The 19,391-nt window shown below is 73.2% G+C and carries 9 protein-coding genes and 3 tRNA genes; 4 read left to right on the top strand and 8 right to left on the bottom strand.

The window, feature by feature from the left end; translation table 11 throughout:
• The first annotated feature begins 44 nt into the window (after positions 1-44).
• On the top strand, positions 45-893 hold the full coding sequence (locus BUE44_RS06620) for a hypothetical protein (protein ID WP_073494809.1): 849 nt from the start codon (positions 45-47) through the stop codon (positions 891-893).
• A gap of 418 nt (positions 894-1,311) precedes the next feature.
• Positions 1,312-1,518, top strand: coding sequence for a developmental transcriptional regulator BldC (gene bldC, locus BUE44_RS06615; protein WP_003949541.1), 207 nt, complete (start codon positions 1,312-1,314; stop codon positions 1,516-1,518).
• Positions 1,519-2,265: 747 nt separating this feature from the next.
• On the opposite strand, the gene BUE44_RS06610 is transcribed toward bldC, so the two are convergent.
• A tRNA-Asp gene (locus tag BUE44_RS06610) sits at positions 2,266-2,340 on the bottom strand.
• A gap of 82 nt (positions 2,341-2,422) precedes the next feature.
• Entirely contained in the window at positions 2,423-6,409 is a 3,987-nt protein-coding gene (hrpA, locus tag BUE44_RS06605) for an ATP-dependent RNA helicase HrpA (RefSeq protein ID WP_073494807.1), read from the bottom strand.
• Positions 6,410-6,783: 374 nt separating this feature from the next.
• Here hrpA and BUE44_RS06600 point away from each other — a divergent pair, with 374 nt between their 5' ends.
• On the top strand, positions 6,784-7,803 hold the full coding sequence (locus BUE44_RS06600; protein ID WP_073494805.1) for a hypothetical protein: 1,020 nt from the start codon (positions 6,784-6,786) through the stop codon (positions 7,801-7,803).
• A gap of 44 nt (positions 7,804-7,847) precedes the next feature.
• On the opposite strand, the gene BUE44_RS06595 is transcribed toward BUE44_RS06600, so the two are convergent.
• The 4 genes from BUE44_RS06595 to BUE44_RS06580 all read right to left on the bottom strand — a co-directional run bounded on the left by BUE44_RS06595 (position 7,848) and on the right by BUE44_RS06580 (position 11,171).
• Positions 7,848-7,921 (bottom strand) — tRNA-Phe (locus BUE44_RS06595).
• Between the two features lie 4 nt (positions 7,922-7,925).
• Positions 7,926-8,000, bottom strand: a tRNA-Asp gene (locus BUE44_RS06590).
• Between the two features lie 510 nt (positions 8,001-8,510).
• Positions 8,511-9,386 carry an LLM class flavin-dependent oxidoreductase gene (locus tag BUE44_RS06585; RefSeq protein WP_073494803.1) on the bottom strand — a complete coding sequence of 292 codons (876 nt, stop codon included), beginning with the start codon at positions 9,384-9,386 and terminating at the stop codon, positions 8,511-8,513.
• A gap of 123 nt (positions 9,387-9,509) precedes the next feature.
• Positions 9,510-11,171 carry a penicillin-binding transpeptidase domain-containing protein gene (locus BUE44_RS06580; protein WP_073494801.1) on the bottom strand — a complete coding sequence of 554 codons (1,662 nt, stop codon included), beginning with the start codon at positions 11,169-11,171 and terminating at the stop codon, positions 9,510-9,512.
• A 186-nt stretch (positions 11,172-11,357) separates the two neighbouring features.
• On the opposite strand from BUE44_RS06580, the gene BUE44_RS06575 reads away from it, so the two are divergent.
• A complete protein-coding gene (locus BUE44_RS06575) occupies positions 11,358-15,242 on the top strand; it encodes an nSTAND1 domain-containing NTPase (RefSeq protein ID WP_073494799.1) in 3,885 nt (1,294 codons plus the stop codon).
• A gap of 25 nt (positions 15,243-15,267) precedes the next feature.
• Here the strand turns inward: BUE44_RS06575 and BUE44_RS06570 are convergent, their stop codons facing one another.
• Together BUE44_RS06570 and BUE44_RS06565 are read right to left on the bottom strand one after the other, a co-directional pair.
• A complete protein-coding gene (locus tag BUE44_RS06570) occupies positions 15,268-17,304 on the bottom strand; it encodes a beta-galactosidase (RefSeq protein ID WP_073494797.1) in 2,037 nt (678 codons plus the stop codon).
• Positions 17,301-19,343, bottom strand: coding sequence for a glycoside hydrolase family 31 protein (locus BUE44_RS06565; RefSeq protein WP_073494795.1), 2,043 nt, complete (start codon positions 19,341-19,343; stop codon positions 17,301-17,303). The genes BUE44_RS06570 and BUE44_RS06565 overlap by 4 nt, the downstream gene beginning before the upstream one ends.
• Between the last annotated feature and the right edge of the window lie 48 nt (positions 19,344-19,391).

Raw genomic sequence — 19,391 nt, 5'->3', positions numbered from 1 at the left:
GTGGGACGATCAGGACGACGGCACGGTGGCGCGAGGGAGCGGGTGTGGGCGGTTCACCGGTAGTGGTCCCCTACGCGGCGTATTTGCGGGTCTACGAGCCGCTGGCGGCCTTTCCCGAGCCCGAACGCAGCCACTGGTACCGCTACGCGGCCGAGGGCCCCGGGCGGACCGCACAGGACGAGCTGCGGCAGTCGCTGGCCGGCCTGGTCCCGGTGCCGCCGATCGCCGTCCCGGTGCACGAGAGCGCCGACGCCTTCGTCGCCGTCGTCGGCGGCGTCACCCACGTCTGCCCCTGGCGCACCCGGCTGCGCGGCTGGCTGGCCCTGGAGCAGGCCGGCGAGCTGCTGCCCGAGCCGGTGCTGGACGCGATGCTGCCGCCGGTCGTCCGCCGGCAGGCCGCCGCCGACCACGACGCCTGGCGCGAGCGCAATCCCGACGCGCGGCCCTGGATCCGCACCGCCACCTGGCACGTGCCGGTGCGCTGGTTCGTCCTGGTGGGCGACGACGAGCGGGAGTACGAGCCGGCGGGTGCCGGCGAGTCCAAGGAGCCGCTGCTGCGCTACCGCACGCCCATGGTGCAGGCCAGGCGCCGGGTGGCGCGCGGCCTGCGGGTGCTCAAGGACTCGCTGGACGACGGCGGCCCGCTGGTCGACGGGCTGGTCGACGTCGGCCGCTGGCTGGAGGAATTCCACCCGCGCTCGCTGGTGGAGCTGGACTACGGCGGCCTGGTCCATGTGATGGGCCCGGACCTGCTGGCCGACGACCGCTCGGCTGCCGACGTCGCCGAGGGACTCGCGGCGCTGCGAGCCGGCGACTCGGGCGCGGCGGGGGTGGCGTACGAACGCCTGACCGACCGGTGGCGGGCGGTACGGGAACGCCAGTTCTCCAGCTGAGCCCTGGCCACCGGCGGGCGGCCTTTCCAGACCTTTGGCCCAAGGGTGACGGAGAGCACGTACCCGGAGTCTTGCCTGCATCACCATGTGTCATGCCAAAATGGGACAACGGGTCCGCCTCGGACACGTGTCGAAGGTGGGGATGTTGCAGATGATCGTACTGTGACTGATCGTCACGCTCGGGTGACTGTCCGTTATGCCACGGTCCATCGGCTTCCGTCGAGCTTGAACACCTGAGAGGGCAAATCCATCGGTTTGGCCGACGCGGCTGGACGGATGGTGTAGTTGTAGTGCCGAGGACAAGCCGTTCGTCCTATTACCGACTCGGCCCGCGCCTGCCATTTCGGGCAACGTGGGTCAAGGTGCAGAATTTAGAGGAAAGAACCGCGTTGGTTCGGTTCTCTCAAGGAGGCCGCTCATGACCGCTCGCACCCCTGATGCCGAGCCGTTGCTAACCCCTGCCGAGGTCGCGACCATGTTCCGCGTCGACCCCAAGACGGTCACGCGCTGGGCCAAGGCAGGCAAGCTCACGTCCATCCGCACGCTGGGCGGGCACCGCCGCTACCGCGAAGCGGAGGTCCGTGCGCTGCTCGCGGGTATTCCGCAGCAGCGCAGCGAGGCCTGACAGCCCGTTTGGGCGCCGTCCCCCCTTATCGGCGCCCGGCCGCACGGCTCACCTGCCCCCATCAGGGACAGCCCGAGGCCCCTCGCACCACGGATCCACCGGTTTCACCCGCAGTACCCCGCACCACCTCGTACGACCTGTACCACCCCCGTACCACCTGTACGACCCGGATCCCGCCGGATCCGCCCGTAACACCACAGCACCACCGCAGCGTCACAGGATCGCATCGGACTCCGCCGGGTCCGATGCGGTCCTTTTTCGTGCCTTGGGTGCATGTCCCGGACGGGGTGCCATTGCACATATTAAATCGACAGCCCTCCGGAGGGCGTCGGGTTCCGCGATTCCGAATCGACTTTGCGTGACTCCCGTCACACGCAGGGGACTTGTGGATCTTGCGGGCGGTGCGGTAGTGAACTCCCGCGTCAGGAAGGGTCTGAGGGGGGCCGTGCGCGGCGACGGGCGTGCGAACGGCCCCGTCGTCCGGGGGACGACGGGGCCGGGCGGGGGGCGTGCGGGCCGGACGCGGCCTGCGCGGGCCTGGGTACGCCGACGGCCGTGTCCGGGAGGGACGACGGCCTGGGTGTGCGAACGGCCCGTGTCCGGGGGACGACGGGCCGGGCGGTGGGGAAGACGTGCGGTCCTGACGGGATTTGCTGTGCCTGTTTGCGGCTGGCGCCGCGGGCGTGGCCTGGGTGTGCGAACGGCCCGTGTCCGGGGGACGACGGGCCGGGCGGTGGGGAAGACCTGCGGTCCTGACGGGATTTGAACCCGCGGCCTCCACCTTGACAGGGTGGCGAGCACTCCAAACTGCTCCACAGGACCTTGCTGCGAGACAGACTGTACAGCAGGTCAGGGGGTGCGGTCGAACTCGATCGCGAGGCGGGGCGGGGGGCGGGGGAGGGGGTCAGCCCCAGGCCTCGTCCAGGGCCTTGAAGATCCGCTTGTCCGAGACCGGGTAGGCCGTGCCCAGCGCGTGGGCGAAGTAGCTGACCCGCAGCTCCTCGATCATCCAGCGGATCTCGCGCACCGCGGCGGGGACGGGCCGGCCGGCCGGCCGGGAGGCCAGCAGCTGCGCGTACTCGGCCTGGATCTCGCGGACCTTCTCCATGCGCGTGGTGTCCCGCTGCGCCGCCGTCGGCATCTGCTGGAGGCGGCGGTCGGCGGCGACCAGGTAGCGCATCAGGTCCGGCAGGCGCTTGAGGCCCGCCTCCGTCACGAAACCGGGGTGGACGAGGGCGGCCAGCTGCTCCTTGACGTCCTGCAGGTTCGCCACCAGCACCAGCGACGTCGTGTCCTTCAGTCGCCGCTCGCAGGAGTGCCAGGCGGCAAGCACCTGCTGGACCCGCTGGACGCTGCGGCCGGTCAGCTCGACCAGGTCGGCCCGCACCGCGTCGTAGAGCTTGCGGTAGGCCTCCTCGTCCCACGCGGGGCCGCCGTGCTCGGCGATCAGCCGGTCGGCCGCGGCGGTGGCGCAGTCCTCGAACAGCGCCTGCACGCTGCCGTGCGGGTTGCGCGACAGGGCCAGCTTCTGCTGGTTGGACATCTGGTCGGCGACGAATTTGGCCGGGTTCACCGGCACGTTCAGCAGGATCAGCCGGCGGGTGCCGCGCCACATCGCCTCGGCCTGCTCGGCCTCGGTGTCGAAGAGCCGCACCGCCACCGACGCGCCCTCGTCGACCAGCGCCGGATAGGCCTTGACCGGCTGCCCGGCCCATGGGGTATCCCCGCGGCGAAGCCTGCGGGGAGGGGTCTCGAACGTCCGCGGCAGCGCACCGATCGTCCAGTCCTTCAGGCCGGTGCGCTGCTCCACGCCGGCCAGCGCGGGGTCCGAGACGCGCTCGAAGGCCTTCGTGATGGCCTCCCGCGTCTTCGGCTTGAGCCGCAGCTTCAGCGCGTCGAGGTCCTTGTCCTCGGCGACGGTCCGCCGCCGCTCGTCGGTCACCCGGAAGGTGACCTTCAGGTGGTCGGGCACCCTGGCCAGGTCGAAGTCCTCCGCGGTGACGGGGACCCCGACCATCCGCTGCAACTCCCGTGCCAGTACGAGCGGCAGGGGGTCGGGGCCGGCCACGGCCCGGTCCAGGAAGGCCCTGGCGTAGTTCGGCGCGGGCACGTAGTGCCGCCGGATCGGCTTCGGCAGCGAGCGGATCAGCTCGGTGACGACCTGCTCGCGCAGGCCCGGGATCTGCCAGTCGAAGCCGTCGGGCACCGCCTGGTTGAGCACCTGGAGCGGGATGTGCACGGTCACGCCGTCCGCGTCGGCGCCCGGCTCGAACTGGTACGTGACGCGGAATTTCAGCGCGCCCTGCCGCCAGGAGTCGGGGTAGTCGGCCTTGGTGACCGCCTCCGCGCCCTCGTTGATCAGCATGGAGTGCTCGAAGTTGAGCATCTCCGGTTCCTCGCGCCGCTTCTGCTTCCACCAGGAGTCGAAGTGCGCCCCGGAGACGATCTCTTCCGGCAGCTTGCGGTCGTAGAAGTCGTACAGCGTCTCGTCGTCGACCAGGATGTCCCGCCGCCTGGCGCGGTGCTCCAACTCCTCGACCTCGCCGAGCAGTTTGCGGTTGTCGTGGAAGAACTGGTGGTGGGTGCGCCAGTCGCCCTCGACCAGGGCGTTGCGGATGAACAGCTCGCGGGAGACCTCGGGGTCGATCCGCCCGTAGGTGACCTTGCGCTGGGCGACCAGCGGGACACCGTAGAGGGTCACCTTCTCGTACGCCATCACCGCGGCCTGGTCCTTCTCCCAGTGCGGCTCGCTGTAGGTGCGCTTGACCAGGTGCTGGGCCAGCGGCTCGACCCACTCCGGCTCGATCTTCGCGTTGACCCGCGCCCACAGCCGGGAGGTCTCCACCAGCTCGGCCGACATGATCCAGCGCGGCGGCTTCTTGAACAGTGCCGAGCCCGGGAAGATCGCGAATTTGGCGCTGCGGGCACCCAGGTACTCGTTCTTGTCGGTGTCCTTGAGGCCGAGGTGGGACAGCAGGCCCGCCAGCAGCGACTGGTGGACCCGTACCGGATCGGCCGCGTCGTCCTGGGACGCCGGCTCGTCGACGGTGATCCCCAGCGACTTCGCGACCGACCGCAACTGGCTGTAGATGTCCTGCCACTCGCGGATGCGCAGGTAGTTCAGGAACTCGGCCCGGCACATCCGGCGGAAGGCCGAGGACGACAACTCCTTCTGGCGGCCCCTGACATACGTCCACAGGTGCAGGAAGGCCAGGAAGTCGCTGCTCTCGTCCCGGAAGCGGGCATGCTGCTGGTCGGCCTGCTGCTGCTTGTCCGAGGGCCGCTCGCGCGGGTCCTGGATGGACAGCGCCGCCGCGATGACCATCACCTCGCGCACACAGCCGTTGCGCTCCGCCTCCAGCACCATGCGGGCCAGCCGCGGGTCGACCGGGAGCTGCGCGAGCTTGCGGCCGGTCTGCGTCAGCCGCTTGCGCGCGTCCTTCTCCTTCGGGTCCAGCGCGCCCAGCTCTTCGAGGAGTTGGACACCGTCCTTGATGTTGCGGCTGTCCGGCGGGTCGATGAAGGGGAAGCGCGCGATGTCGCCGAGCCCGGCCGCCGTCATCTGCAGGATGACCGACGCCAGGTTCGTCCGCAGGATCTCCGCGTCGGTGAACTCCGGCCGGGACAGGAAGTCGTCCTCGTCGTAGAGCCGGATGCAGATGCCGTCCGACGTACGCCCGCAGCGCCCCTTGCGCTGGTTCGCACTGGCCTGGCTGACCGGCTCGATCGGCAGCCGCTGCACCTTCGTCCGGTGGCTGTAGCGGGAGATGCGGGCGGTGCCCGGGTCGATGACGTACCGGATGCCCGGAACGGTCAGCGAGGTCTCCGCCACGTTGGTGGCCAGCACGATCCGGCGCCCCGCGTGCTGCTGGAAGACCCGGTGCTGCTCGGCCGACGACAACCGGGCGTACAGCGGCAGCACTTCGGTGTGCCGGAGGTTCTTCTTCACCAGCGCGTCCGCGGTGTCGCGGATCTCCCGCTCGCCGGACAGGAACACCAGGATGTCGCCGGGACCCGCCGCCTGCAGCTCGTCCACGGCGTCGCAGATCGCGGTGATCTGGTCCCGGTCGCCGGAGAGGTCGGATTCGGCCTCGCCGCCCTCCTCCAGCAGCGGCCGGTAGCGCACCTCGACCGGATACGTACGCCCGCTGACCTCCACGATCGGCGCGTCGCCGAAGTGCCGTGAGAAGCGCTGCGGGTCGATCGTCGCCGAGGTGATGATCACCTTCAGGTCGGGGCGGCGCGGCAGCAGCTGGGCCAGATAGCCCAGGATGAAGTCGATGTTCAGGCTGCGCTCGTGCGCCTCGTCGATGATGATCGTGTCGTACGCGCGCAGCTCGCGGTCCGTCTGGATCTCCGCGAGCATGATGCCGTCGGTCATCAGCTTGACCAGTGTCGAGTCCCCGACCTGGTCGGTGAACCGCACCTTCCAGCCGACCGCCTCGCCCAGCGGCGTCCGCAGCTCCTCCGCGACGCGCTCGGCGACCGTACGGGCCGCGATGCGGCGCGGCTGCGTGTGCCCGATCAGGCCGCGCACCCCGCGCCCCAGCTCCAGGCAGATCTTCGGGATCTGGGTCGTCTTGCCCGAGCCGGTCTCACCCGCGACGATCACGACCTGGTGGTCGCGGATGGCCGCCAGGATGTCGTCCTTCTTCTGGCTGACCGGCAGCGCCTCCGGATAGGTGATCCGCGGCACGGCGGCTCTGCGGGCCGCCATGCGCTGCTCGCCCTTGCCGATCTCGGCGTCGATCTCCGCGAGCACCGTCGCGCGTGCCTCCGGCTTCCTGATGCGCCGGGCACCGTCGAGCCGCCGCCCGAGGCGCTGCTCGTCGCGCAGGGTGAGAGCGGGGAGGCGTTGGGCCAGTTCAGCGGTGGTCGCGTAAGTAGACATACGCGACCCATGCTCGCACCTGGCGCCCGCGCGCGGCGACCCCATTTCCCGGGGGCGGCCCCTGCCCGGGGCCCGGGGGTGCGCGGCTGCCGCCGCCGGCGCTTTCGGGGGTGCGGGGCGTCACCGGCCCGGTGGGGTGGTTCGGTCGGTGCCGGACCCGCGGCCGGTGGCCGGTTGCGCGCGCAGTTCCCCGCGCCCCCTGTAGGGCGCCGTCTGGCGAGGGGGCGCAGGTCGCCGCGTCCCCTGTAGGGCGCCGTCTGGCGAGGGGGCGCAGGTCGCCGCGTCCCCTGTAGGGCGCCGTCTTGCGAAGGGGCGCCCCCCTGAAGGAGGTGCAGGGGGGGCGGGGTAGGGGGGTGGGGGCCTAGCGTCGGGGTATGGAGGTGCGGGCGTGGTGGGCGGCGTTCCGGGCCTCGCCGTTCCTGCCGGCGTGCGTCCTGGTGGTCATCGTCGCGGCGGCCGCGGGACTGTTCGCCGGGTCGTACACGTACGCCATGGCGAATCCCACCCCGCGGCACATCCCGACGGCCGTCACCGGCGTGCCGACCTCCGAGGTCAAGCGGGAGGAATTCGTCGCCGGGATGGAGCAGGCGCTCGGCGCCTCGCTCCAGCTGCACCACTACGACAGCTTCGCCGCGGCGAAGAACGCGGTCGAGGCGCAGAAGGTCTTCGCGATCCTGCGGGAGCCGGCCCCCGCCATGGTGGGCGCCGCGACCGGCGCCCCGCACCTGTACGTGTCGTCGGCGTCCGGCGCGAGCGTCGCGCAGCTGCTGGCGGAGACCGCACCCGCGGTGGGCGGGGCGATCGGCGAACCCGTCACGGTCAGCGACATCAATCCGCTGCAGAAGGGCGACCCGCGCGGCCTGGCGATCTTCTACATCTCGCTGGCCGCGGTGATCCTCGGCTTCGTCGGGGCCATCCAGCTCAGCGTGCACGCCCGCCCCCTCAACCCCGCCGAGCGGATCGCCTTCATCGTCGCCTACTCGATGCTCGGCGGGTTCGCGATCGCCGCGGTGGTCGACTGGGGACTGGGGGCGGTCGACCTGCCGTTCGCGGAGTCCTGGCTGATCCTGGCGTTCACGATGTTCACCTCCGGCATGGTCTTCACGATGTTCAACACGCTGGTCGGCCGGTGGGCGATGCTGCCGACGTGGGGCCTGATGGTGCTGCTCGGCAATCCGTCGTCGGGCGGCGCCGTGTCGTGGCCGCTGCTGCCGTCGCTGCTCGGGTGGATCGGCCGCTGGCTGCCGCCGGGCGCCTCGGTGAACGCCCAGCACACCGCCGTCTACTTCGGCGGCCACCAGCACGTCTTCCCCTTCGCGGTGCTGGCCGCGTGGGCGGCGGTGGCGACCACCGTCTTCGTCGTCTGGCGGCACCGGCACCCTGGGGGGCGCTGAAAACGGCGTAGGCCCCGTCCGAGGACGGGGCCTACGCCGTGCGGTGGCTGGGGCCGGGGTCGAACCGGCGACCTACCGCTTTTCAGGCGGTCGCTCGTACCAACTGAGCTACCCAGCCGCAGCGGTCCTGACGGGATTTGAACCCGCGGCCTCCACCTTGACAGGGTGGCGAGCACTCCAAACTGCTCCACAGGACCTTGCTGTACTGCGTGTACTGCTTTGTGCGGGACAAGTCTGACACATACTGCGCCATGCTCTCGCACTGGTTTTTGCGACGCTCCCGGTGACTTGCCCTCCGTGACCGGTTGAGCACTGCCTGACAGGCCGTTGTCGCTGGATCAGCGTATCAGACCCCGGGACCCCCTCCCGGCGCCTGCCGTCGCACCGGTGACCGGAGGGGGCGCGGCCCGGTGCCGCCCCCGGAGCAGGACCCGCGCTACGCGTACCCGCAGGCCGCGTAGCGGTATGACGGCCGCCGCCGCCCTGCTCCGAGCGGCGCCCCGACGCCCACGACCTGTACGGCCGGCCCGGCGCCGCCCGCCGGTACGGGCAGCTGCTTCGACGGCAGCTGCGAGATCACCGTGACGCAGCCCACGAACGATCCCGGTCGACGCCGACCGCTTCGGCTTCCCCTCCCCCACGATCACCCGTGTGGCGCCGGCCGCGTACGGTCGCTCATCGGCGTGGCGCGGCCGCCACCGGCGCCGTCAGCCGGCGCGCAGCGCCTCCAGGACGGTTCCGAGCTGCGTCGCCGGCTCGGGGCCGAAGAAGCGCAGGACCACCGTGTCCGCACCCGACGCGGCCAGCTCGCGGATGCGGGCGGCGGCCGTCGTGGGCGGGCCGGAGACGGTGAAGACGTCCTCCGGGGCGCGGCCGAGCCAGGCGCCCTGGTCCTCGGTCAGGGGGCCGAGGGTCGCCGCGACGTGGGCGGGGTCGTCGCTCACGCAGGCGTAGGCGTAGACGGTCAGGGTGTGGCCGGGGGCGGGGGCGCCCTTGCGGATCAGGGCCAGGGCCCTGTGCAGGTCGTCGGGGCCGTTGCCCTCGGCGAGCAGGGTGCCGTCGGCGACCCGGCCGGACAGCTCCAGCGAGCGGGGGCGCACCACGCCCGCGACCACGGGCGGCGGTTCGGTGGCCGGGTGAACCAACCGGACGCCGTCCAGGTGCACTTCGCGACCGTCGACCTCGACCTTCTCGCCGCGCAACAGCGCGCGGACCGACGTGACGGTCTCCTCCAGCAGTGCGAGCGGCGAGCGGGCCGCGACGCCGACCGAGGCCATCCACTCGGGCACCCCGTGGCCGATCCCGGCGACCAGCCGACCGGGGAACACCCGGGCCAGCGTGGCCAGTTCCATCGCGAGCAGGGCCGGGCTGCGCAGGGGCGCGGGCGTGATCCCGATCCCCACCCGCAGCCGCTGCGTCGCTCCCAGCGCCACGGCGGCCGCCGAGATCCCGCCGTTCCACCCGAGGTCCTCGACCACCCACAGGTCGTCGGCCCCGAGCGCCTCGACCTCCCGCGCGAACCCCGGCAGACCCTCGGGAGCCCAGTCGCGGTCGTACATCACGCCGATCCGTACGTTCGTCATGCCCCGGAACCTACGTCCCGCCCGCCGGGCGATCAACGCTCAGGGACCGGCCGTTCCAGGGCCGGGGGGAGGCGGGGCCCCCGCGCCGCCCCGGACCCGTACCCGGGCCGTATGCCCCCCGCCTCAGCCCGCGCGCAGCACCGCCGCCACGATCGGCCCCGCCGACGTGTTGCCGTGGCCCGCGTCGTGGACGACGGCTGCCGCCGCGACGTGGCCGGCGTAGGCGGTGAACCAGCCGTTGGTGGTGTCCTGGCCCGACACCTCGGCGGAGCCGGTCTTCGCGCCCGAGTCCGGGCCGAAGCCGCGCATCACCGCGCTCGCCGTGCCGGTCGTGACGGCGCTGCGCATCATCTGGCGCAGGGCGGCGGAGGTCCGGCCGGAGAGGCCGGACGCCTTGGCGATCGGCTCGTGGACCAGGCTCTTGTCCACGATCAGCGGCTGGTGGAAGTCGCCGCTCGTGGCGGTCGCGGCGACGGAGGCCATGACGAGCGGGCTCATCCGCAACTCCCCCTGGCCGATCATCTCCGACGTCAGCTCGTCGGGAACGCTGGTGTCCGGCATGCTCGGCTGGCCCTCGGCGGTCGGCGTGCCGACGTTCCACTCCTGGGTGAGGCCGAACTTCGCCGCGGTGTCGCGCAGTCCGTGGGGGCCGAGTGCGTCGGCGTGGTGGATGAAGCCGGTGTTGCAGGACTGCGCGAAGTCCCATTCGAGGGTGGCGTCGGCCTTGTGCAGGGTGGGCGTGTCGTTGTGGTACACCCGGCCGTTGGCGATGTTGTCCTGGCTTAGGCAGCGCGCGGGGGAGGCGGGCGTCATGCCGGAGTTCAGCAGCGCGGCCGCGGTGACGATCTTGAAGGTCGAGCCGGGCGCGGAGGCCTCCATCAGCGCCGTGTCCTCGCCGTCCGCCGGGCTGTAGGCGATGGCGAGGATCGCGCCGCTGCGGGTGTCGAGCGCGGTGACGCCCGCGCCGCTCTTCCCGGCCACGGCCTTCTCCGCCGCCGTCTGGAGCGTGGCGTCCAGCGTCGTCCTCAGCCGCACGCCGCTGCCTTTGCGCAGGACGTGCAGCGGCTGCCCGGTCGACCCGTCGGCCTTGCGGATCCACGTCCCGACCGAGGGTGTGCCGCCGCTGAGCTGCTTGCCGTAGCGCTCTCCCAGGTCGGCGATGATGCGGGTGAGCGACGGGTAGGCGGCCCCGGTCAGCACGGTGTTCCGGCGGTCGGTGACCTCCAGGTCGGGCGCGTCCGCGGTGCTGGTCAGGAGGGTGTCGCCGTCGGCGAGCCCCGGGTGGAGCACGGACGGCGACCAGGCGACCGCCGGGTCCCCCGCGGTGTTGCGGGTGACGGTGAGCGAGGAGCCGTACGTCCAGGTGGACGTCAGCGCCTGGTAGGTGATGTGCGCGGCGATCGTGAAGTGCTCGCCGCCCGCCGTCGCGGCGCCCGGTGTGATCCGCACCGAGTCGATGTGCGCGCCGGTGGCGTAACTCGTCAGCGCGGTGGACGCGGTGGAAGGCGAGTCGGTCAGCGCGCCGGCCGCCGCGGTGTCGCCCGACGACCACGCGGCCAGGAAATCGGACGCGGCGGCGCTGATCTCCTTGCGGGTCAGGGGCTTGGCGGCGTCCTGGTCGCCGCGCCCGGCTGCGGCCGCCCGGGTGCCCGCGCCGGGCGTGCTGCCGCCCTCCTCACTGTCGAGGGCCGTGTAGATGTTGTACGCGCCGACAGCGGCGACGGCCACCATCGCGGTGAACACCCCGCCGACAACGCCGACTTTGACTCCCCTGGCGACGGGCATGACCCAACTCCCCCTTGATGTGCCGACCTCGCCAGTCCAGCAGCGCCGGAATTGAATGACCGCCCCCTGCGCCAGGCGGATCTACGCGATCCGCCTGGAAGGGGGCGCACTTGCTGCACGCAACCGCCGGCCGTAGCGTGCGGGTCGGTGGCCGTCGGGGGGCGGGTTGACAGGGCGGGGGAGCACATGGCGGGGCGTCCGGAGGGTCTGCTGGACCCCGAGACCGGGCCGGTCCAGCAACTGGCATACGAGTTGCGGAAGTTGCGGGTGGAGGCGGGCAGTCCCACCTATCGGGAGATGGCCCGGCTCACCGGTGCGGGCGCGAGCACGCTGTCGCAGGCGGCGGGCGGCATACGGCTGCCGTCGCTGCCGACACTGCGGGCGTATGTACAGGCCTGTGGCGGGGACGCCGAGCAGGTCGAGCGGTGGGAGCGGCGCTGGCGCGACGTCGCGAGCGGGGAGGCGATGGGAGCGTGGCCGCCGGACCGCGAGGCGGACTCCGCCGCGCCTTACCGCGGCCTGCGGCGGTTCGAGGCGCAGGACAGGGAACTCTTCTTCGGGCGCGACGAATTGGTCGCCCGGCTGGTGGAAAAGCTGGGCGAGGAACGGCTCGTCGCGGTGGTGGGTGCTTCGGGCAGCGGCAAGTCCTCGCTGCTGCGCGCCGGGTTGATACCCGCGCTGCGGTCCGGAGACGGCGCCGGGGCGCGTCCTTCCGCCATTCGCATCCTCACGCCGGGCCCTCGCCCGGCGGCGCCGGCCGGCGCCCTGGCCGCGCTGCCGGCGCCCGAGCGGGAGGAGGACGGCGACGCGGTCGTCATCGTCGACCAGTTCGAGGAGGTGTTCACCCTCACCGCCGACGCGGAGGAACGCGCCGCGTTCCTCGACCTGCTGCTCGCCGCGGCCCGGCCCGGCGGGCGGCTGCGGGTGGTGATCGCGGTGCGGGCCGACTTCTTCGGCCGCTGCGCCGAACACCCGGCACTGGTCGAGGCCTTGCGGGACGCGGTGCTGCTGGTCGCACCGATGGGCCCCGCGGCGCTGCGCGAGGCCATCGTGAAGCCGGCCGCGGCCGCCGGGCTGATCGTGGAGCGGTCGCTGACGGCGCGGATCGTCCGCGAGGCCGAGAAGGAGCCGGGCAGCCTGCCGCTGGTCTCCCACGCGCTCCTGGAGACCTGGCGCCGTCGCCGCGGCCGGGCGCTGACCGAGACGATGTACGAGGCCGCCGGCGGCATCCACGGGGCGATCGCCGCCACCGCGGAAAGCCTCTACGGCCGCCTCTCCCCCTCCCAGGCCGCCACCGCCCGCCGCATCTTCCTCCGCCTGGTCACCCCGGGCGACGGCGCCCAGGACACCCGCCGCCCCACCGACCGCGCCGAACTCGAACCGGCCTCGGGCGCGGGGGCCGCACCCGCGCCCGCGTCCGGCGGTGACCCCGGCGGGCCCGGGTCGAGCGAGACCGCCGTCGTGTTGGAGTTGCTCGTGCAAGCGCGGCTGTTGACCGCGGACGGGGACACCGTCGACCTCGCGCACGAAGCCGTGATCTCCGCCTGGCCGCGTTACCGGGCGTGGGTCGAGGAGGATCGGGAGCGGTTGCGGGTGCATCGGCGGCTCACCGAGGCCGCCCGGGCGTGGCGGGCGCTCGAACGGGATCCCGGGGCCCTCTACCGGGGGAGCCGGCTCGCCGCCGCTCAGGACGCCTTCGGGCCTGAAGGACGGGACGGGCCGGACGGGCGGGACGGGCTCACCGCGCTGGAAGCGGCCTTCCTCGACGCCAGTGTCGCGGCGCGCGAGCAGGAGATCCGGCTCGCCGCCCGGGCCAGCCGGAGCCTGCGGGCGCTCACCGTGACCCTGTCGGTGCTGCTCGTGCTGGCGGTCACCGCCGGGATGGTCGCGTGGCGGCAGAGCCGGGTCAGTGACGCCGCGCGGCGGGAGGCGGTCGCCACGCAGCGGGTGACCCTGTCGCGCCAACTCGCCGCCCAGTCCGCGTCGGTGATGAGTACGGACACCGAACTTGGCATGCTGCTCGCGGTGCAGGCCTACCGCGTCAGCCCGACCGCCGAGGCGACCGCCGGCCTCTACCGTGCCGCCGACGCGCCGCTGCGGCAGCGGCTCAGCGGGGACGCCGGGGCGGTCCAGAGCCTTGCCTTCAGCCATGACGGCCGCTCCCTGGCCTGGAGCGGGGAAGGGGGCACGGCCTTCAGCGCCGACCTCGCCACCGGCCGGACCAGGGACGTCCTCACCGACCGCGACCTGCCCGCGGGCATGGGAACGCCGACGACGGTCGCGATGGCCTTCAGCCGCGACGACCGCACCCTCGTCAGCAGTTACGCCAACGCGCGGGTCGTCACGACGGATCTCGCGAGCGGCCGTGCGCGTACGGCTGTCCCGGGCTTCACGCAGGACAGCAGGTCGTTCGGCGACGGCACCCGGCTGGACGCCGACGGGCGCACGATGATCTCCTATGCTCCCGACGAGCGGGACGGCATCGAGTCCTGGGACACCGGCACCGGCCGCTCCCGTACGGCCGTCCCCGGCTGGCGCAACCTGGACGCCGTGAGCCCGGACGGGCACATCGTTGCCGCCTCGGGCACCCGCGGCATCGGCCTGTTCGACACCGTCACGGGGCGGCGGCTCGCGACGACGACGCTGCCCTGGGGATCGCTGGCCTTCAGCGGTGACGGCCGCACCGTGGCCATCGGCACCACCGACGGCGGCGTCTGGATCTGGCGCTGGGCCGGCGGCGGGCCCCCGACGGCCCTCGTCGCCGCCACCAGGACCGCGGACGCCGCGGGTGCCGTCGCGAGGATCGTCGCGATGAGCCCGGACGGCAGGCTCGTGGCCACCGGCTCGGGCGACGGGACCGTGCAGCTGCTGGACGCCGCCACCGGCCGCAGCCAGACGGCCTTCAACGACTACAGCGGTGCGATCAGCGCGCTGGCCTTCAGCGACGACGACGGCACGCTGGCGGCCGGGGCCGCGGACGGCACGGTCCGGCTCTTCACCACCGAGGGCATGGCCGCCACCGTCCTGGAGGGCGCGGGCCCCCGGAGGGGCCGGGCGGCCGGCGCGGTCTTCGCCCAGAGGGGCCGCCTACTGGCCACCGGGCAGGCCGACGGCACCGTGGGCCTGTGGGCGACCGATTCGTGGCGGCGGGCGGCGACCCTCGGCAAGCCGGGCGGCAGGGCCCCGGTGCACCGGGTGGGGGCCGACGCGGACGGCCGCAGCATCGTGGGGATGGGGGAGCACGGCGCGACGCTCTGGGACGCCGCCACCCGCAGCAGCCGCGTCATCGACAGCACAGCGGACGCGACGGCGATCAGCGCGGACGGGCGCACCGTGGTCACCTCCGTCGTCGAGCAGAACCGGCCGGCCGGCGATATCTCCCGTTCGGTGCGGGTGTGGGACGCGGCCGCCCGCGATTCCCACCCCGCGAAGTGGAAGGCCGCAGGCGATGTCGCGTTCACCGGCTACGTGCTCAGCCCGGACGGCCGGACCCTGGCGGAACGCGACGACGCGAGGGTCCTGTTGGTGGACACGGCCACCGGTCGCACCGTGCGGAGCTTCGCCCTGCCCGCCAAGGCGAAGGAGAGCCGGCTTCCGCAGGAAGCCGCCCCCGCGTCGGTGGCCTTCAGCCCCGACGGGCGGCTCGTGGCCGCGGGCGGTGACGACGGAACCACCTCGCTGTGGGACGTACGCTCCGGCCGCCGGTCCGCGGTCCTGACCGCGAGTACATCGCAGGCGACAGCCGTCGCCTTCAGCGCCGACGGCCGCACGCTGGCGGTCGGTGACGCCAACGGGACCGTCCGCCTGTGGGACGTCGCCACCGGACAGGTCCGTACGACGCTGAACACCGGCTCGGGCGTGGTGGCCTCCGTGGCGCTCAGCCCCGACGGCACGCGGCTGGCGACCGTCTCCTCCGACGGCACCGTCCTCGGCTGGACCGTGGCGCTGCCCGGCCCGGCCGCGGCGATCACGGCCGTGTGCAAGGCGGTCGACCGCGACCCGACGCGGCAGGAGACCGCGCGCTACCTCCCGCAGCAGACACTCCCCGCGGCCTGCCCGGCGCGGCGCTGACTCAGCCCTGGACTCAGCCCTGGGCTCAGCCCTGGCGGAGGACCGCCGCGCCGCCCGGCGGGAGGGTGAGGCCCGCGGCGGGCACGGGGCGGGCGGTCAGGAGGTCGTGGCCGTCGGCCTGGACGGTGGCCGGGGCGGCGGTGTGGTTGAGGAGGAAGAGCCAGCTCGGGCCGCCGGACGGGGAGTGGCGGCGGATCGCCTCGACGCCCGGGGGCAGCGGGATCTCGGGGCGGATGCCGGCTTCGGCCAGCAGACGGGCGACCAGGGCGTCGTACGCGGCCGCGTCCAGCCGGGTGGAGGCGTACCAGGCGGTGCCGCTGCCGTAGGGGTGGCGGGTCACGGCGGGCCGGTCGGCGAGCATGCCCCCGGTGTAGGACGCGACCGCCTCGGCCGGGGCGGTCAGCCGCAGCGACTCGCTCCACGCCGTGGACGTCGAGCCGTCGGACAGGCGCAGGACCGCACCGGCGGCGAGCGGCCGGAATTCCTCGACCCGTACGCCGAGGGCTTCGCGCAACGGCTCCGCGGGGTAGCCGCCGAGCCGGGCGTGGTGGCGCTCGTCGACGACGCCCGCGAAGTGCTGGACCAGCAGGGTGCCGCCGGCGTGGACCCAGGCGCGCAGCGACTCGGCGGCGGCGTCGGACAGCAGGGGCAGGGCGGGGGCGACGAGCAGCCGGTAGCGGGACAGGTCGGGGCCGGCGGGGTGGGCGAAGTCGGTGGTGACGCCGGCGTCCCACAACGCCCGGTGCGCGCGGCGCAGTTCGCCGTGGTAGTCGAGGGATGCCGACGGCAGGCCCTGGCCGTCCAGCGCCCACCAGCAGTCGGAGTCGTGCAGCACGGCTGCCCGCGCCCGGACGAGGGAGCCGGCGACCTCCCAGAGCCGGTCCAACGCCGCCCCGGTGTCCGCCACTTCGCGGAAGATCCGCGAGTCGGGTCCGGCGTGCGGGACCATCGCCGAGTGCCACAGCTCGGCGCCGGCCTTCGACTGGCGCCACTGGAAGAACAGCGCGCCGTCCGAGCCGTGGGCGATGTGCGCCAGCGAGTGGCGCAGGATGTCGCCCGGTTCCTTGGGCAGCGTGCGGTCGCCGGTGTAGACGGTGTTGGCGCCCTGCTCGATCAGCAGCCAGGGCTTGCCGCCGCCGAAGGAGCGGGCCCGGTCGGCGCCGAAAGCGGTGTCGGCGGCGGCGTCCCGGCCCGGCGCGCACGGATAGTGGTCGATGCCGACGACGTCGACCTCGCGGCCGAAGGACCACAGGTCGAGCACCTGGTAGCCGGGCAGCATCAGGTTGGTGGTGATCGGCCGGTCCGCGGTGGTGCGGGCGCGGATCGCGTCGCGCTGCTCGCGGTAGGCGGCCAGCGCCTCGTCGGACCAGAACCGCCGGTAGTCCAGGGCGAGCCCGGGGTTGCGGTGCCACTGGGTGGCGCGCGGCGGCAGGATCTCCTCCCAGGAGAGGTAGCGCTGGCTCCAGAAAGCCGTGCCCCAGGCCTCGTTGAGCGCGTCGAGGGTGCCGTGGCGGGCGCGGAGCCACGTCCGGAAGGCCGCCGCCGCGTGGTCGCACCAGCAGACGGTGGCGTATTCGTTGTGGACGTGCCACATCGCGACCGCCGGGTGGCGGCCGTAGCGCTCGGCCAGCGCGGTGGCGATCCGCAGCGCCGCCTGCCGGTAGGCGGGCGCGGCCAGGCAGTACGTGTCCCGGCTGCCGTGCGTGAGGCGTACGCCCTCGGCGGTGACCGGCATCGCGTCGGGGTGGGCGAAGGTGAACCACGGGGGCGGTGACGCGGTGGGCGTCGCCAGGTCGACGGCGACACCGGCGGCGTGCAGCCGGTCCAGGTGCGCGTCGAGCCAGCCGAAGTCGTAGCGGCCCTCCTCGGGTTCGAGCAGCGCCCAGGAGAAGACGCCGACCGTGGCGAGGTTGACGTGCGCCCAGCGCATCAACAGGTCGTCCTCCTTCCAGACGGCCTCGTCCCACTGCTCGGGGTTGTAGTCGCCGCCGAAGGCGAGGCGGTCGCCGAGCCGTTGGGTAAGCCGCCCGGTGGGCTGCCGCTCGTCGGGCTGCCCGGTCACGACGCCTCCACCGTGACGGGCAGCGCCGCGCCGTCCCGCAGGAACAGCGGAATACGGTCGAGGGGCGCCGCCACCAGGACCGTAGTGCCGCCGTCGTACGCCTCGCCGGTCCACGCGTCGGTCCAGCGCGCGCCCGCCGGCAGGTGGACCTCGCGCTCCCGGGCGCCGGCCACGACGACGGGGGCGACCAGCAGGTCCGGTCCGCACAGAAAGGAGTCGGCGGCCGTCCAACTTCCGTCGTCCTCGGGGAAGTCCACGAACAGCGGCCGCATCGGCGGCAGTCCGGTCCCGGCGGCGGTCCGCATCTGCTCCATCAGGTACGGGCGCAGCCGCTCGCGCAGCAGCAGGAAGCCGCGCAGGATCTCGTAGGCCTCCTCGCCGTACGACCACACCTCGTTGGCCAGGCCCGTCATCGACGGCTCCAGCACCTGCTCGGGGCCGCGGAAGCCGTGGAGCCGGAAGAGCGGGCAGAAGGCGCCGTATTGGAACCAGCGCACCAGCAACTCGCGGTAGGCGGGGTCGTCGGGGTCGCCGCCGTGGAAGCCGCCGATGTCGGTGGTCCACCAGGGGATGCCGGACATCATCACGTTCAGGCCCGCCGCTATCTGGGTGCGCAGCGACGCGAAGGTTGTGGCGATGTCGCCGGACCACAGCGCGGCACCGTAGCGCTGGGCGCCCGCCCAGGAGGACCGGTTGAGCGAGACGATCTCGGTCTCGCCGGCCGCGCGCAGCCCGTCCCAGACCATCCGGGCGTTCTCCCGCGGGTAGAGGTTGCCGACCTCGAGGCCGGGACCGGCGTGGTAGCGCAGGTTGGCCGGGTGGCCGGGCTTCAGCTCCGGCTCGCACGCGTCGAGCCAGAAGACCTTCACGCCGTGCGCCAGGTAGTTGTCCCGCAGCCGGTCCCAGACGTACGCGCGCGCCTCGGGGCTGGTGGCGTCGTAGAAGGCGACCTGCGCCGAGTACGCACCGAGGCCCTTGTCCGGCCAGTCGGCGTGCGCCAGCGGGCCGTACTCGGTGCCGATCAGCAGGCCGCCGTCGCCCATCGGGTGGTAGTTCTCGCTGGCCGGGCTGACCGACGGCCACACCGAGACCATCAACCGCACGCCCATCGAGGTGAGTTCGTCGACCATCGCCTGCGGGTCGGGCCATTCCGCGGGGTCGAAGCGCCAGTCGCCCAGGTGCGTCCAGTGGAAGAAGTCGCAGACGATGACGTCGAGCGGCAGGCCGCGCCTGCGGTATTCGCGGGCCACTTCCAGGAGTTCGTCCTGGGTGCGGTAGCGCAGCTTGCACTGCCAGAAGCCGGCCGCCCACTCGGGCAGGACGGGGGAGTGGCCGGTGGCGTCGGCGTAGCGCCGCAGGACGTCGGCGGGCCGGCCTGCGGTGACCCAGTAGTCGATCTGCCGGGCGCTGTCGGCGACCCACCGGGTGCCGGTCGCGGCCAGCTCCACACGGCCGATGGCGGGCGAATTCCACAGCAGGCCGTAGCCGCGGCTGGAGACCAGGAAGGGGATGGTGACCTCGGCGTTGCGCTGCACCAGGTCGATGACGGCGCCCTTCTGGTCCAGCATGCCGTGGGTGTGCTGGCCCAGGCCGAAGAAGCGCTCGTCGTCGTAGGCGCGGAAGCGCTGTTCGAGGCGGTGGTAGCCGTTGCCGGTCGCGGTGTGCAGGCGCGGTCCCGGCCACCAGAAGTGGTGCGGCTCCTCGGCCAGCAGCTCGCTGCCGTCCGCGGTCCGCAGGTACGTCAACCGGCCCGCGGCGGCGGGCAGGTCGGGGGTGAGCCGGCCCTCGGTGCCGGCGTCCACGCGCACGGTGAGGGCGCCGTTGACGAGGGTCGCGGTGTGGTCGCCGATGGTGATCAGCGGCCCGCTGTCGAGCGGCGGGGCGTCCGGCAGCAGCGCGCCGGGCAGGCCGTCGAGCAGGTCGCCGCCGCTGATGGCGCGGACCCGCACGGCGTCGGGACCCCACGCCTCGACGCGCAGGGTCTCGCCCTTGGCCCGCCACTCCAGGGCGTGGCCGAGATCGCGGAAGAAGGTGGGCATGCGGAGGCTCCCGGTGCGGCTCGGTGAGGTGCGGTGCGAAGGGGTTCG

The organism is Actinacidiphila paucisporea, assembly GCF_900142575.1.
In the GTDB taxonomy this organism is placed as follows: Bacteria; Actinomycetota; Actinomycetes; order Streptomycetales; family Streptomycetaceae; genus Actinacidiphila; species Actinacidiphila paucisporea.
Note: the sequence above shows the minus strand (reverse complement) of the source record. Positions and strands in the feature narration are given on the sequence as shown.

Excerpts from the sequence above, each read along its gene's own strand:
- BUE44_RS06575 (WP_073494799.1), top strand. The coding sequence starts at position 11,358 with ATGGCGGGGCGTCCGGAGGGTCTGCTGGACCCCGAGACCGGGCCGGTC.
- BUE44_RS06580 (WP_073494801.1), bottom strand. The coding sequence starts at position 11,171 with ATGCCCGTCGCCAGGGGAGTCAAAGTCGGCGTTGTCGGCGGGGTGTTC.
- hrpA (WP_073494807.1), bottom strand. The coding sequence starts at position 6,409 with ATGTCTACTTACGCGACCACCGCTGAACTGGCCCAACGCCTCCCCGCT.
- BUE44_RS06585 (WP_073494803.1), bottom strand. The coding sequence starts at position 9,386 with ATGACGAACGTACGGATCGGCGTGATGTACGACCGCGACTGGGCTCCC.
- bldC (WP_003949541.1), top strand. The coding sequence starts at position 1,312 with ATGACCGCTCGCACCCCTGATGCCGAGCCGTTGCTAACCCCTGCCGAG.
- BUE44_RS06565 (WP_073494795.1), bottom strand. The coding sequence starts at position 19,343 with ATGCCCACCTTCTTCCGCGATCTCGGCCACGCCCTGGAGTGGCGGGCC.
- BUE44_RS06600 (WP_073494805.1), top strand. The coding sequence starts at position 6,784 with ATGGAGGTGCGGGCGTGGTGGGCGGCGTTCCGGGCCTCGCCGTTCCTG.